The 15,048-nt window shown below is 47.8% G+C and carries 11 protein-coding genes and 1 pseudogene; 9 read left to right on the forward strand and 3 right to left on the reverse strand.

Features of this window, described 5'->3' with window-relative positions:
• Positions 1-6: 6 nt before the first annotated feature.
• Positions 7-984, reverse strand: coding sequence for an NAD(P)/FAD-dependent oxidoreductase (locus tag KNO69_RS03805; protein ID WP_012726821.1), 978 nt, complete (start codon positions 982-984; stop codon positions 7-9).
• Between the two features lie 263 nt (positions 985-1,247).
• Here KNO69_RS03805 and KNO69_RS03810 point away from each other — a divergent pair, with 263 nt between their 5' ends.
• The 6 genes and pseudogenes from KNO69_RS03810 to KNO69_RS03835 all read left to right on the forward strand — a co-directional run bounded on the left by KNO69_RS03810 (position 1,248) and on the right by KNO69_RS03835 (position 8,709).
• Positions 1,248-2,459 (forward strand): NAD(P)/FAD-dependent oxidoreductase, encoded by a 1,212-nt coding sequence (locus KNO69_RS03810; RefSeq protein ID WP_074033515.1) that lies wholly within the window; start codon positions 1,248-1,250, stop codon positions 2,457-2,459.
• Between the two features lie 126 nt (positions 2,460-2,585).
• A complete protein-coding gene (locus tag KNO69_RS03815) occupies positions 2,586-2,903 on the forward strand; it encodes a YuiB family protein (protein ID WP_047795135.1) in 318 nt (105 codons plus the stop codon).
• A gap of 104 nt (positions 2,904-3,007) precedes the next feature.
• Entirely contained in the window at positions 3,008-3,853 is an 846-nt protein-coding gene (gene glcT, locus KNO69_RS03820; protein ID WP_078147246.1) for a glucose PTS transporter transcription antiterminator GlcT, read from the forward strand.
• A gap of 221 nt (positions 3,854-4,074) precedes the next feature.
• Positions 4,075-5,574: pseudogene (gene ptsG, locus KNO69_RS03825) on the forward strand (glucose-specific PTS transporter subunit IIBC); the annotation flags it as partial.
• Between the two features lie 137 nt (positions 5,575-5,711).
• Positions 5,712-7,751 carry a glucose-specific PTS transporter subunit IIBC gene (ptsG, locus tag KNO69_RS03830; RefSeq protein ID WP_078147244.1) on the forward strand — a complete coding sequence of 680 codons (2,040 nt, stop codon included), beginning with the start codon at positions 5,712-5,714 and terminating at the stop codon, positions 7,749-7,751.
• 124 nt (positions 7,752-7,875) lie between these two features.
• Positions 7,876-8,709, forward strand: coding sequence for an aldo/keto reductase (locus tag KNO69_RS03835; protein WP_078147243.1), 834 nt, complete (start codon positions 7,876-7,878; stop codon positions 8,707-8,709).
• A 50-nt stretch (positions 8,710-8,759) separates the two neighbouring features.
• Here KNO69_RS03835 and ptsP read toward each other — a convergent pair whose 3' ends face one another.
• Positions 8,760-10,478 carry a phosphoenolpyruvate--protein phosphotransferase gene (gene ptsP / locus KNO69_RS03840; RefSeq protein WP_078147242.1) on the reverse strand — a complete coding sequence of 573 codons (1,719 nt, stop codon included), beginning with the start codon at positions 10,476-10,478 and terminating at the stop codon, positions 8,760-8,762.
• Between the two features lie 325 nt (positions 10,479-10,803).
• Between ptsP and KNO69_RS03845 the strand changes: the two genes are divergently transcribed.
• Positions 10,804-12,243: a leucyl aminopeptidase gene (locus KNO69_RS03845; protein ID WP_078147241.1), complete on the forward strand. Its 1,440-nt coding sequence runs from the start codon at positions 10,804-10,806 to the stop codon at positions 12,241-12,243.
• Between the two features lie 132 nt (positions 12,244-12,375).
• A complete protein-coding gene (locus KNO69_RS03850; RefSeq protein ID WP_078147240.1) occupies positions 12,376-13,035 on the forward strand; it encodes a DUF429 domain-containing protein in 660 nt (219 codons plus the stop codon).
• A 10-nt stretch (positions 13,036-13,045) separates the two neighbouring features.
• Here KNO69_RS03850 and ytvI read toward each other — a convergent pair whose 3' ends face one another.
• A complete protein-coding gene (ytvI, locus tag KNO69_RS03855) occupies positions 13,046-14,179 on the reverse strand; it encodes a sporulation integral membrane protein YtvI (RefSeq protein ID WP_214730448.1) in 1,134 nt (377 codons plus the stop codon).
• A gap of 79 nt (positions 14,180-14,258) precedes the next feature.
• On the opposite strand from ytvI, the gene KNO69_RS03860 reads away from it, so the two are divergent.
• Entirely contained in the window at positions 14,259-15,038 is a 780-nt protein-coding gene (locus KNO69_RS03860) for a nucleotide pyrophosphohydrolase (protein WP_078147238.1), read from the forward strand.
• Positions 15,039-15,048 lie beyond the last annotated feature (10 nt).

Raw genomic sequence — 15,048 nt, forward strand, 5'->3', positions numbered from 1 at the left:
CAGTGTTTATTTCCCAGCAAATACAGATGTCGAGTGTTGCGGATGACGAGCAGTCGGATCCACGAGCTGTTTCACTTGGTTGATGGCGATTGGGGCTTCACCGAAACCGGTCGCAATCAATTTTACTTTCCCTTCGTATGTCGCGATATCACCGCAAGCGAAGATGCCGGCAACGGTTGTTTCCATACGTGAATCGACACGGATTGTGTTTTTCTCGAATTCCATTCCCCAGTTCTTGATTGGACCGAGCGATGAAACGAATCCGTAGTTACAAATCAAATCATCGATTTCAACGATTTTTGATTCGCCATCCTTATCTGTCAATTCGACAGATTCGATGTGTGTCTCACCAGACAGTGACTCGATGTTGTAAGGCGTAAGGACGTTAATCGTCGATGCCTTCATCTGTTCTACCGTATGTTCATGAGCACGGAAGCGGTCACGACGGTGAACGATGTGTACTTCTTTTGCGATTCCTTCAAGCATGAGTGCCCAGTCGACGGCTGAATCGCCACCGCCGGCAATCATGACACGGCGATCACGGAATTTCTCCATGTTGTCAACAAAGTAATGAAGGTTGGCATAATCTTCGCAGCCATCAAGACCGAGTGGGCGGGCTGAGAAGGCACCGTTTCCGGCTGTGATGATGATGGCTTTCGTGTGATACTCTTCTTTGTTCGTCGTCAATACGAAAGTGCCGTCCTCGAGGCGTTCGACCGTTTCCACCGTTTCACCGAGGCGGTAGTCTTGTTCGAATTGATCGGCCTGAGCTTTTAGTTGATCAATCAAGTCCTGTGCTTTCACTTTCGGGAAACCGGCAATATCATAAATATATTTTTCAGGATAGAGCGTTGATAACTGACCACCGAGTTGCGGTAAGCTTTCAATCAACGTCGTATCGAGTTGGCGCATGCCTGCATAAAATGCGGTGAACAGTCCGACTGGGCCGCCACCGATGATGATTACATCTTTCGTCGTCTTCATCGAATTCCTCCTCAAAGCGTATACATCTATTATAAAGAGTTTATTGAATTAAATCCATTCAGTACAAACATGCAACACTTTCAAAAAAAATTCAAGAAGATAAGCTTTTCCATTGAGAATTCAAATTAAAGAGCGTACAATGAAACAGAAGCAATTGTGAACAGATGTTGAACAAGAATAGGCTTTATTGTGAACGTCTATGTGAAGAAACACACAACATAGTTGTTCAAAAAAACAAAATTTTAAACAAGGTGGAAATGAACATGAAACGACCTAACATTGTTATTCTTGGTGCGGGCTTCGGTGGACTCATCACAGCCGTCAACCTTCAAAAGACACTCGCTGCAGGTGATGCGAACATTACGCTTATCAACAAGCATGATTATCACTACCAAACAACATGGCTTCACGAACCAGCTGCTGGAACGATGAACCCAGACCAAGCACGCATCTACATTAACGATATTGTGAACCCGTCACGTGTGAAACTTGTCAAAGGGATCGTCGATCGCGTCGATACTGCTGCGAAACAAGTTACACTCGAAGATGGTTCAGTTGTCGAATACGACTATGTCGTCATCGGTCTTGGCGGTGTACCTGAAACGTTCGGTATCCCAGGCTTGAAAGAAAATGCGATGACAATCAGCTCGTTGAACAGTGTTCGTAAAATCAAAGAGCACATCGAATATTCATTCGCTCAATATAAAACAAATGGTTCTTCTGACAATTCGTTCGTGACGATCGTTGTCGGTGGTGCTGGATTCACAGGAATCGAATTCCTCGGTGAAATCGTCAACCGGATTCCAGAGCTTTGCAAACAATATGACGTTCCACGCGAAGCGGTTCGCATCGTCAACATTGAAGCGGCACCAACAGTTCTTCCTGGTTTCGACCCAGAACTCACGACATACGCACAGAAATGGTTGGAGCGTAACGGTGTCGAGATGAAACTCGGTAACGGAATCAAAGGTGTCGAGCCAGGTGTGGTGACATTCGGTCCACTTCAAGGTGACACGACAGAAACGATTCGTGCCAACACGATCATCTGGACAGGTGGCGTAAGTGGTAGCCCGATCATCGAAAAATCAGGATTTGAAGCGGTCCGTAACCGTGTCATGGTGGAAGCGGACAACCGTGCACCAGGTCACGACAACGTCTTCATCATCGGTGACTGCTCAGCGGTCATGGACCCTGCATCGAACCGTCCATACCCACCGACGGCACAAATCGCGACACAACAAGCGCACAACGTTGCGAAAAACATCGCGGCACTTATCAATGGCAAATCGACTTCGAAGTTCACTTACGAGAGCAAAGGAACAGTTGCTTCACTCGGTCATAACGATGGAATCGGAATCGTGATGGGCAAAAAGATCTTCGGTCGCAACGCTTCATTCATGAAGAAAGTCATCGACAACAAACACTTCATCGAATTGAAAAAATACGGACTCGTCCTTAAAAAAGGGAAGTTCTAATTTCATGATTGCATGGCTCGTTCTGTCTCAGAACGGGCTGTTTTTCTTTCGAAATTGTCATAGGAAGTTCTTTGACCTCGTTGGTCGAAATTTTGTATAATGAAGAGCGGACAAGGGGGGCAACACATGCATATTATCCAAGCAGTCATTGGAGCCGTTTTATATATGACGATTTTTTTCAGTATCGGCTTCATCTTGAATATGTTACTTAAAAAGACATGGACACTCGTGTTCATTTATCCAATTTTTGTCATCATGATGATTGATAATGTCAAACTTTCGAGTTACGTGACCGAGACATCGACCGCGCTTACGAGTGTCTATGAAGGACTCGTCGGGTTGCAACTTCTCGATTTATTCATGCTCGGCTTTGGATTGCTCGGTGCAATTCTAGCTGGTGTGACGATTCGTTTCTTACGAAAGAGCGGTTATTCAATGTTTTAATTGGCGACAGAAATGTTCGCCTTTTTTGTTTTGTCCCTACTTTTTTAGGGCATGAACCGATATACTAGATAGCGAAACGATTTTTAGTAAGGGATGCGATGCGAATGACATTACCGATGTATACGATCAAAAAAGTGTTGAATAATAGCGTTGTCATTTGTCAACATGATACGGATCCGGAAGTCATTCTACTCGGGAAGGGGATTGGCTTTGGCAAAAAACCAGGCGACCTCGTCGACCCGGCCAGCGTCCCGGAGAAAGTGTATCAACTGACAGATAAAGAAGAGCAATCTCAATATCAAGAACTCGTCAAACATGTCGACGAGGACTTCATTGCGTTCATGCAAGAGATTGTCTGCTTCATTGAGACGAGTACGGGCAAGAAAGTCGATGAGCACATCCATATCGGTTTGACGGATCACTTGTTCTTCACGATGAAGCGAATCGAACAAGGGATGGAAGTGACGAATCCGTTTTTACTTGAAACGGAATCGCTCTATCCAAACGAGTTTGCGCTCGCGGAACGGATCGTCGATATGTTTCATGAACGATTGAACGTTTTGCTCCCGGATGCGGAAACAGGGTTTATCGCCCTTCATATTCACTCGGCGACGACGTTCAAAAACGTCCTCGAGGTCAACCGTCATAATCAAATCATCGGGCAAATTGTTCAGACGATTGAGAGTCATTTGAACGTGAAAATGGACCGGACATCACTCGATTATAAGCGCTTACTTCGGCACTTAAGGTACGCCGTTGAGCGGGTCGCGACAGGTGAGACGGTCGAGGCACCACAAAAAATTGAAAAGGTGTTGCGCGACGAATATCCGCTATGCTATAGTACTGCTTGGGAGCTGATGGGCATCATGGAACGCGAATTAAAGCGTCCTGTCCCACGAGGTGAAGCGACATATTTGACGATGCATCTCCAGCGCCTAACAAGTAGATAAATGATACCACGTGTCTTACGTGTTACTGATTCGATCAGGCATGAGTAAGGAGTGGAACGTTATGTGATGTCTCCATTGGGAGAGGTCTACGTTCTATCCTTATTCATGCCTTTTCTGTTTTTATAAACGTGATTTATGAAAACGTTTAGATACGTCGGTTGTCTGACATCTACGCCGCTATCATATTGTTTATACGTACTTAAAAAAAGGAGGAAATGTTGATGTTTAAGCAGATCTTTGGTGTTCTTCAAAAAGTCGGTAAAGCACTTATGCTTCCTGTTGCGATCTTGCCGGCAGCCGGTCTTCTTCTTGCGTTCGGTAACGCAATGCAAAACCCACAACTTACATCACGCGCTGGTTGGTTAACGAACGAAGGCGTCGTGAAATTCGCTCAATTGATGGAGCAAGCAGGTGGAATCATCTTCTCGAACTTGGCGCTCTTGTTCGCAGTCGGTGTCGCCATCGGTTTAGCAGGTGACGGCGTAGCCGGACTTGCGGCAATCGTTGGATTCTTGATCATGAACAAAGTCATGGGTGTTTGGCTCGAACTCACACCTGAAGTATTGGCACAAGGTGACCCGGCTTACGCGAACGTACTCGGTATCCCAACGCTCCAAACAGGGGTATTCGGAGGGATCATCATGGGTCTCATCGCCGCATGGGCCTATAACAAGTACTTCAATATCGAATTGCCACAGTTCCTTGGTTTCTTCGCTGGTAAACGTTTCGTTCCAATCGTAACGGCAGTTGCAGCCGTTGTTGCTGGTTTCGTCCTACTATTAGTATGGCCACCAGTTCAGCACGGATTGAACTCATTCTCAAACTTCATGTTGAATGAAAACCGTACATTCGCAGCGTTCATCTTCGGTTTAATCGAACGTTCATTGATTCCATTCGGTCTTCACCACATCTTCTACTCACCGTTCTGGTTTGAATTCGGTTCATACACAGATGCAGCGGGTAACGTTGTACGTGGTGACCAAGCGATCTTCTTCGCACAAATTCGTGATGGCGCTGAATTGACAGCAGGTACGTTCATGACTGGTAAATTCCCGTTCATGATGTTCGGTCTTCCTGCAGCAGCACTCGCAATGTATCACGAAGCACGTCCTGAGCGTAAAGCGGTTGTCGGTGGTCTCTTGGCTTCTGCTGCCCTTACATCGTTCTTGACTGGTATCACAGAACCAATCGAGTTCTCATTCTTGTTCGTAGCACCACTTCTCTTCGCAGTACACGCAGTATTCGCAGGTCTTTCATTCATGACAATGCACATCTTGAACGTGAAAATCGGGATGACGTTCTCGGGTGGTTTGATCGACTTCTTGCTCTTCGGTGTTCTTCCAGGTCGTACGGCTTGGTGGCTCGTTATTCCAGTCGGTCTCGTGTTCGCGGTTATTTACTACTTCGGATTCCGCTTCGTTATCCGTAAGTTCAACCTTAAAACTCCAGGTCGTGAAGATGAGGTTGTTGAACAATCAACAGCTACTGGTTCGGAACTTGCACAAGATATCCTCGTCGGTCTTGGTGGCTCACAAAACATCAAACACCTCGATGCATGTATCACACGTCTTCGTGTCGAAGTTAAAGACAAAGCAAACGTAAACAAAGATGAGTTAAAACGACTTGGCGCTTCTGGTGTCCTTGAAGTTGGTAACAACATTCAAGCAATCTTCGGACCACGTTCGGACGCATTGAAATCAGAAATCCAAGCGGTCATCGCTTCAGGTAACGAAAAGAAAGTCAACTAATTGATGACCTAGACCAATCCTTCGGGGTTGGTCTTTTTCTTTTATATGAAACGGTTTCATCCAAACGTTAGAGGGAAAAAGTAAGTATTCTGACAAAGGAGGGAACCATGATGTGGAAGAAAGTGTTTGGCGTTTTACAACGGATCGGGAAAGCACTCATGCTTCCGGTTGCGATCTTACCGGCAGCCGGTCTTCTCTTGGCGTTTGGTACCGCATTCCAAAACCCGGACCTCGTTGAATTGCTCCCGTTTCTGGCGAATGACTCACTTGTCCTGATTTGGCAAGTCATGACAGATGCCGGGGACATCGTCTTCGCAAACTTAGGGTTACTGTTTGCCGTCGGGGTCGCGATCGGCCTGGCGAACGGGGACGGGGTTGCTGGTCTAGCAGCCATTGTCGGTTATTTGATCATGAACAAAGTCATTAGCACATGGAATGGGATTACCGCGGAAATCGCTCAAGGTGATCCGCAGTATGCCACCGTTCTCGGTATTCCGACACTCCAAATGGGGGTATTCGGGGGGATTATCGCAGGTCTTGTTGCAGCCTATGCGTACAACAAGTATTTCAACATCAAGTTGCCAGATTTCTTAGGGTTCTTTGCAGGGAAGCGGTTCGTCCCGATTGCGACGGCCGCATTCAGTTTGATTATCGGGATTGCGCTCGCATATATATGGCCACCGATTGGGAATGTGATCAACACGTTCTCAAGTACGGTCATCGAGGCAAACGTTGCCTTATCAGCATTCATCTTTGGATTAGTAGAACGTTCCTTGATTCCGTTCGGTCTTCACCATATTTGGTATTCTCCATTCTGGTTCCAATTCGGGGAGTATACGAACCAAGCAGGTGATCTCGTACAAGGTGACCAGCGGATCTTCTTCGCACAACTGCGTGACGGCGTGGAATTCACAGCCGGTACGTACATGACCGGGAAATTCCCGTTCATGATGTTCGGCTTACCAGCAGCCTGTCTCGCCATGTTCCACACGGTTCCGAAAGAACGGCGGAAAGACGTCGAGGGTCTCTATTTCTCGGCTGCCCTTACGTCATTCTTGACAGGGATCACAGAACCAGTCGAATTCTCATTCGTTTTCGTTGCACCACTTCTCTTCGGAATTCACGCCGTCTTTGCCGGTCTCTCCTTCATGACGATGCATTTACTGAACGTCAAGATTGGGATGACCTTCTCTGGTGGTCTCATTGACTATCTGCTCTTCGGGGTCCTGCCGAACCGGACGGCCTGGTGGCTCGTCATCCCGGTTGGTCTCGTCTTTGCGGTCATCTACTACTTTGGATTCCGGTTCGCTATTACGAAGTTTGACCTGAAAATTCCTGGACGTGACGTGCAGACTGGCACGAAAGGGGACAAAGCGGGGATTGGGGACGACTTGCCATATGAAGTGCTCGTCGGACTCGGTGGTCCTGAAAACATTAAACATTTAGATGCATGTATCACGCGACTTCGTGTCACCGTCAATGACGTGAAACAAGTTGACAAAGACCTTCTAAAAACGCTCGGTGCCGCTGGTGTCCTTGAAGTAGGAGACAATATCCAAGCCATCTTCGGACCAAAATCGGACACGCTCAAATCACAAATCGCGACCATCATCGAAGGTGGCGAATACAAACCGAAAGAAAAAGTAGAGAAGGCAGTCATTACACCGGAAGCGGCTGAACAAGCCGATCATCGCTTCTTGGCTCCGATGTCTGGTGTCCTGTTATCACTTGATGATGTGCCGGATCAAGTCTTCTCGGGTCGCATGATGGGAGAAGGGTTTGCGATTGAACCAAGTTCCGGACAGGTCGTTTCGCCGGTGACCGGTCAAATCACGACATTCTTCCCGACGAAACATGCGATTGGCATTTTGGCTGACGATGGACGTGAACTATTGATCCACGTCGGTCTCGATACGGTCAACCTGAAAGGGGAAGGATTCACAGCGAGAGTCGAAGAAGGCGCCCGGGTCGAAGCGGGAGACGTCCTTCTCGAAGTCGACCTCAGCGCGATTCGTGATAAAGTGCCGTCACTGATTACACCAATCATTTGGACGAACGGGGACGGAAAAGTCGTCGTCGTACCATTCGGTGAGACTGTCGTCGCGGGTGAAGCGCTCGACTTTAGAGCCGATGACAGAGGACCAGAATAAATGATTACGAGCCGCTCCTATCATGGGGCGGCTCGATTTGTGTAGTTACTTCAATGTGCCTTATTCCGGAAAAGGAGAATCCCCCTTATAGTGAAGGAGAATTCTCACGAAAGAAGGGGTACAAATGAAACAATCCATACAATTGAATCACGGTCAGAAAGCCATTCCTACTATTGGACTTGGCGTCTTCAAAGTTAAAGATGGGGATACAGTCATGGATGCCGTCGTCGAGGCGATTCGTCAAGGATACCGTCATATCGATACGGCAGCCGTTTATGAGAATGAAGAGGGGGTCGGTGACGGAATCCGAAAAGGAATGGAAATCGCAAATATTTCCCGGGAAGATTTATTTATCACATCGAAACTATGGAACGCTGATCAAGGTTACGATGCTGCCATCTCCGCCTACGAGGCGTCACTCGTTCGTCTTGGATTGGAACAGTTAGATTTGTATTTGATTCATTGGCCGGTGGAAGACAAGATGGTCGAGAGTTGGCGTGCCCTCGAAACGTTGTATCGAGAGGGACGTGTCGGGGCAGTCGGGGTGAGTAACTTCCAAGTCCATCACCTCGAGACATTGGCTGCAAACAGTGACCTCGTTCCAGCCGTGAACCAAGTTGAACGGCATCCGTTGCTTCGTCAAACCGAGTTAGCATCGTATATGAGCGAGCACGGCATCGTACCGGTCGCTTGGGCACCGCTTATGCAGGGAGGGTTGTTCGAAGAGCAGACTTTAGTAGAGGTCGCAAAGGAAGTCGATCGTTCCGTCGCCCAGGTGTTGTTACGGTGGCATCTCCAAACGGGATGGGTGATTATTCCAAAATCCATCAAACCACATCGAATCGCAGAAAACTTCGATGTTCATGACTTTGAATTGACCAAAGATCAAATGGAACGAATCGACTCACTCGACCGATATCAACGTGTCGGTCCAGACCCAGATGATTTTGATTTCTAATGCAGTATATAAAAAAGTCCTTCTCTCGAGTGAGAGAAGGACTTTTGCCATTATTTCTTAATGTCGAACTTTTCGCTAAGGAAGTTCACGACTTCTTCAGCTGTGTCCATGTTGAGGACTTCGTTGACGATTGCTTCTGTTTCCGACTTCGTCAAGCGTTTCACGAGGCTACGCGCACGAAGGACGCTTGAAGCGGACATCGAGAATTCGTCGAGACCAAGACCGAGAAGGATTGGAATCGCGAGTTCTTCTCCAGCCATCTCTCCACACATGCCGACCCATTTGCCAGCTTTGTGTGCTTCAGTGATGACATTGTGGAGAAGGTTCAAGATGGCAGGGTTGAACGGTTGGTACAAGTAAGAAACTTTTTCGTTCATCCGGTCAGCCGCCATCGTGTATTGAATCAAGTCGTTCGTTCCGACTGAGAAGAAGTCGACTTCTTTTGCGAATTGTTTCGCCATGACAGCCGTTGATGGAATTTCAACCATCATTCCAGTCTCATATTGTCCGACTTCGATTCCTTCTTCTTTCAACTTCGCTTCTTCTTCGAGAAGAAGGGCTTTCGCCGCGCGGAACTCTTCGAGTGTCGCAATCATTGGGAACATGATGGCGAGGTTCCCGTGAGCTGAGGCGCGGAGAAGGGCACGAAGTTGTGTGCGGAACAAATCTGTTTCCTCAAGGCAAAGGCGGATGGCACGATAGCCGAGGAACGGGTTCATTTCTTTCGGGAGGTCAAGGTATGACAACTCTTTGTCGCCACCGATGTCGAGTGTACGGATGACGACTTGCTTGCCTTCCATGCCTTCAAGAACCGTTTTGTAAGCTGTGTATTGCTCTTCTTCAGTCGGGAACGTTTCAGAGTCCATATATAGGAACTCCGTACGATAGAGCCCGATTGCATCTGAACCGTTTTTCAAAACGCCTTCGAGGTCGTTCGGTGTCCCGATGTTCGCAGCAAGCTTCACTTTGTGACCGTCCGCTGTGATTGACTCTTCGTTGACGAGTTGCTTCAACTCTTCTTTGTACGCTTCAAAATCAGCACGTTTGCCTTCGTATTCTTTGACGAGATCTTCTGAAGGGTTGACGAAGACGTCACCTTCTGTTCCGTCGATGATGACGAGGTCACCGTTTTTGATTTCTTCAAGGGCCACTTTTGTTCCAACTACTGCCGGAATTTCAAGTGAGCGTGACATGATGGCAGAGTGAGACGTACGTCCGCCGATGTTCGTCGCGAATCCTTTGACGTATTTACGGTTAAGTTGTGCCGTGTCTGATGGTGTCAAATCTTCGGCAATGATGATGACTTCTTCTGAAATCGAAGCTGGAGTCACGAATGTCACTCCGAGAATGTGAGCCATGACACGTTTTGTGACGTCACGAACATCAGCTGCACGTTCGCGCATGTATTCGTTATCCATTGATTCGAAAATCATGATCATCGTTTGGGCGACTTCGTCAAGTGCCTTCGCTGCGTTCATGTTTTCGCTTTCAATTTTGTCGTTCACTTGCGATACGATTTCTGGGTCCTCAACGATTAAAAGGTGAGCTGAGAAAATCTCGGCTTTGTCTGGACCGAGCTCACGAAGTGTATGTTCGCGAATGGCTTCAAGCTCCGTTTTAGATTGTGCGATCGCATCTTGGAAGCGAGCCTTTTCTGCAGCGACATCTTCAATCTTGTGTGATGGGATATCGAATGAAGGTGTCTCCATGACGAATGCTTTTGCAACTGCAATTCCTGCAGATGCACCAATACCTTTAATGTGTGACATAAGCGTAGTCCCTCTTTTCAAAGAAATAGTGTACTTTCCTGCCTCGTTACTTCATACCCGAAAAGAAAAAAGAATTAACGAGAACGGAGAAAGTTAAAGTAGCAACGGTCTACGACTAGGGGAAGCCTCGACCAGTCAAATTGGCCTCACTTCACGATGAAGAGAAGCCCGATTGCGTACTTTCTTATCCTATCATAAAATAAAACAACGTCACAACGAGGAGATAGCCCATGAATTCGAAGATTTCTTGACTCTTACGCATACTATTTCATTATTTTGGAGAAGTTCGTTATGCTTACCATATATATAGAAGGGAAGTGGCAATATGTATCAAATTGCTCAATTAAATTGGACCGATTCTTACGAGACAATCGTCGTCGGAATTGGAGCGGCTGATTCTATCGATGAGGGACTCGACACATTGTTTGATGGACGCGTCAAAGCGCTTATTCAATCAGGAGACCTCTCTACGAAGACGGGGGAAGTGACAATCCTTCCGACATTCGCCGGTGAGACGACCCGTGTTTTATTTGTCGGACTTGGTCAACGAAATGACATGACGACCGAGAATGTTCGGAATTGGTTCGGGAAAGTCTCGAAACTGATCAAGTCACGTGGATTGAAGGACGTCGCCGTAGCGCTTGATACGTTTACGGATGGTGCCGCACGCATATTCACAGAAGCGTATGAAATGGCGACCTATGCCCATCCTACATATAAGTCTGCTCCAAATGAAACGGTCGAAGAACCGACGATCACGTTGCTCGGTGACGTGGACCAGACGGATATCGATGCGGGTGTGGCTTATGGGAAAGGGGTCAATGTCGCTCGAACGTTGACGATGATGCCGGCCAATATTTTGACAGCGGAGACGTTAGCGGATTACGCGGTTGAGTTGGCGAAACGTCATGATTTCAAATACCGTATTCTTGAAAAAGAAGAGATGGAAGGACTAGGTATGGGGGCATTGCTCGCAGTCAACCAAGGGTCGACGATTCCTCCAAAATTGATTGTACTCGAGTATCGTGGGGCAGAAGAAGCTCCGATTGCCGTTGTCGGGAAGGGTGTCACGTTCGACACAGGCGGCTATTCAATTAAGCCGAAAGATGGCATCGTCGGGATGAAAGGGGATATGGGTGGCGCTGCTACCGTCCTCGGATTGTTCGAGACCCTCGGATTGACGCGACCAAAACGGAACGTGATTGGCATCATCGGTGCGACCGACAATATGATTTCTGGAGATGCGTTCAAACCAGATGATGTGATCACGGCCATGAATGGAAAGACGATCGAAGTATTGAACACGGATGCAGAAGGACGTCTTGTATTAGCGGATGCGGTCACGTTTGCGAAAACGTATGAACCAAAAGCCATCATCGATGTGGCTACGCTCACAGGTGGCGTTCTCGTCGCCCTCGGGACAGACGTGACGGGCTGTCTAACGAACGACGATACCCTCTATCGTTCTCTTGAAGAGGCGAGCCGTGAGACGAACGAACTCGTGTGGCAGATGCCATATTTCGATGTCTTCATCGACAAGGTGAGAAAATCGGAAGTTGCCGACTTGAACAACTCACCAGGTCGTTTCGGGCATATGATTTTTGGTGGCGCATTTGTCGGTGAGTTTGTCGGCGATACACCATGGCTACATCTCGATATTGCAGGAACGAGCGAACGAGCGGCAGCGAATGACCTCGGTCCGAAGGGGCCGACGGGTGTCATGGTTCGAACCCTCGCACGGATGATTGAATCGTGGGAGCGGTAAGAGCAGGTGGCGTAATCGGTTTGGCGATTCTGTGTGGCCTATGCTACACGGTTTGGCCGAACCGTATTTGGTTAGGGAGTACAGTGTTTCTCGCCGTATTTGGCGTGTTGATGATGTTACAGGAGGTACGACATGGTAGGAGTAGGAATTGATGGTGCACGTGGCGGCTGGGTACGGATCACATATGACAGCATCTCACTTTGTTTAACGATTTCGGAGACGTTGGAGGAGTTGCTGATTGATGGTGCCATGCATTTTGTGGATATGCCGAAAGATTTAGGAACGGTCGACCATCCGAGCCGCGAATGCGATGCGTGGATGCGTTGCCGACTCAGCCAACGAAAGTCGTCCGTCTTCACTCCGCCGATTCAAGAGGTGTTGCAAGAAGCGACTTATGAGGAAGCGAATGAAAGGAGTCGGGCGTTGGTTGGCAAAGGAATTAGTAAACAAGCGTGGAATCTTGTTCCCCGGATCCGTGAGTTTCAGCAGGTGAAGGCATCTGACGTTTACGAATCACATCCGGAAGTTTGTTTCTCGGTCATGATGGGACATGAGGCAAGTCATTCGAAAAAGACGGTCGAAGGGCAGGATGAGCGAATCGAGTTACTTCGGCAATACTCGAAAAGTTCTCCATGGAAATGGAAGATGTCGAACGTCCAAATCGACGATATTATCGATGCGTGCATCTTGGCGGTAGCTGCCTATGAAGCGGGGACAAGTGGTCTCTCGCTTCAGCCGGCAGAATCCGATCAACCCGTAGTGGCTGTACCTCAAATGAAAAAAGAGCGATGAAATCAACATTTCATCGCTCTTTTGCTGTCGTCGTAGGCGGACCGACGATAAATCGCCATATGTAATGAAACACTTTGGCATTGTATACGGCTTTCAACAGGACGGCGAGTACGGGCCCGACGATAAAGCCGAGTACACCGAATAGCTTTAATCCAACGAAGATGGAGATGAGTGCGACCAGTGGATTCAATCCGATATGGGAACCGACAATTTTCGGTTCAGCCAAGTTGCGTTGGACGATGACGATGATATACAACACGACCAATCCGATGGCCACGAACCAATCACCTGTCACCGCGGCATAGGCGGCCCAAGGAATAAGTAGCGTACCGACCCCCAAATAAGGCAAGAGGTCAAAGAACCCCGCGAGTAAAGCGAAAGAGAGCGGGTTGTCAACACGGAGGATGAGCATTCCGATCAAGACGATCCCGAATGTGATGGAGATGAGCGTGAACTGGGCACGGACGTATCCAAATAGGGCAGACTTGAGGTTGATCATCACTTCCTCGAATTCTTTGAATCCTTTTCGTTTGTTCAGACGATTCAGTGAGTTGACGTATGATGGCCAATCCTTTGTGATGAAGAACCAGGCGAGGACAATGACGACCACGAGCAACAAGACGAGCGGAAGCGCTGCTAACATGTTTTGTAGCACACTGGCCACTCCGCGGGACAAGACACCAATCGCTGAGGCGAGTTGGACACCGAGCTCGGTGATTCCTCCCTCGAGCGAGGTCGTCTGTCCGGGATTTAACTGCTGATAGCTCTGGTATGCATCATTGACGAGCGGTGCGATTTTTTCATTGAACAGTCGTTGGATAAACTCGGTGAGTGTCTCAATTTGTTCAGGGAGTCGTTCCGCTGCCACCGTTGCATAATGAATCAATTGGATGATGACGATGGTGATGATTCCGACGACGATGCTAAGCACGATGATCAAGGAAATGAGAGTGCCGAGTGCACGAGGCATATTTGATTTTCGCTCGAAAAAGTTGACGAGCGGGACGGTCATCAAGGACAAGAGCAAGGCAAATACGAACGGATATGTATATTCGAAAAGTATATTCAATAGCCAAGTGATTAAAAAGAAACCGATAACGACGAGAATGAATCGAAGCAATTGCCAAAGTCTTGCCGACGACATGTGGAACCCACCCTTTCCGGACAACTAGGTTGAGCATAGTATATCATGTAAGCGGTAAATAAAGCAGAAAGATAGGTGAATGAACGTGAGAGAAGTTCAACAGAAAATCGATACGATGATTCTTCATTTAGGTGGTTACTGGAGACCTTTATCCGGGCTAGCACGATTGTTAGAAGAGGTAGGAGAAGTAGGGGGCGCGTTAAGGAGAGAGGCGCGGGATGAGTTGAAAGAGGAGTTACTTGATGTACTAGTGATCTCCACGTGTCTAGCAAACCAGTATGCGATTGCATTGCAGCAACCAGAGGCGGAGGGAGGAGAATCGAAAGAGAAGCTGTATTTTCAAATTGTTGAAGAGGCAGGAGAAGTGGCGCGGATTTTGAACGCTTATGAAGGCGATAAGAAGTTAAAACCGAACCGTAAAGGTCAATCACTACAGCATCATATCGAGCAATTGCAGCGTGCCGTTTTGTCTCTTGGAGCGTCTTACTATCTCAATCTGTTCGATTCACTCTTTGCCCTCATCGAAGAGAAGTCGGCCCGGGACTTCGGACGATTTGACCACACGCCGGACCCGATCACGGAGACATCGGTGCGTACTTATTTATCGCATCAGCCAGGTCGCTATTGGGGCGGGGTCCCAGTTAAATCATTTGAGCGATTCGACCGATATATAGAACGAGAACAACATGTCGAGCGGTTTTATCGCATTGCAGCGATTGAAGGACTGGATGGATTTGTGATTCAACAGAGACGAGATGGATTGATTGGTATAGAGAATCCTTTCGTTAAAGAAGGCTTTACTGTCGCCATCGAAGATTACGGAACGGAGACGTTTCTGATTATCCGACCAGCAAAATAAAAACATTTAC

The sequence above is a fragment of the Exiguobacterium sp. s131 genome (assembly GCF_018617345.1).
Lineage (GTDB): Bacteria > Bacillota > Bacilli > Exiguobacteriales > Exiguobacteriaceae > Exiguobacterium > Exiguobacterium profundum.

Excerpts from the sequence above, each read along its gene's own strand:
- KNO69_RS03805 (WP_012726821.1), bottom strand. The coding sequence starts at position 984 with ATGAAGACGACGAAAGATGTAATCATCATCGGTGGCGGCCCAGTCGGA.
- KNO69_RS03810 (WP_074033515.1), top strand. The coding sequence starts at position 1,248 with ATGAAACGACCTAACATTGTTATTCTTGGTGCGGGCTTCGGTGGACTC.
- KNO69_RS03815 (WP_047795135.1), top strand. The coding sequence starts at position 2,586 with ATGCATATTATCCAAGCAGTCATTGGAGCCGTTTTATATATGACGATT.
- glcT (WP_078147246.1), top strand. The coding sequence starts at position 3,008 with ATGACATTACCGATGTATACGATCAAAAAAGTGTTGAATAATAGCGTT.
- ptsG (WP_078147244.1), top strand. The coding sequence starts at position 5,712 with ATGTGGAAGAAAGTGTTTGGCGTTTTACAACGGATCGGGAAAGCACTC.
- KNO69_RS03835 (WP_078147243.1), top strand. The coding sequence starts at position 7,876 with ATGAAACAATCCATACAATTGAATCACGGTCAGAAAGCCATTCCTACT.
- ptsP (WP_078147242.1), bottom strand. The coding sequence starts at position 10,478 with ATGTCACACATTAAAGGTATTGGTGCATCTGCAGGAATTGCAGTTGCA.
- KNO69_RS03845 (WP_078147241.1), top strand. The coding sequence starts at position 10,804 with ATGTATCAAATTGCTCAATTAAATTGGACCGATTCTTACGAGACAATC.
- KNO69_RS03850 (WP_078147240.1), top strand. The coding sequence starts at position 12,376 with ATGGTAGGAGTAGGAATTGATGGTGCACGTGGCGGCTGGGTACGGATC.
- ytvI (WP_214730448.1), bottom strand. The coding sequence starts at position 14,179 with ATGTCGTCGGCAAGACTTTGGCAATTGCTTCGATTCATTCTCGTCGTT.
- KNO69_RS03860 (WP_078147238.1), top strand. The coding sequence starts at position 14,259 with ATGAACGTGAGAGAAGTTCAACAGAAAATCGATACGATGATTCTTCAT.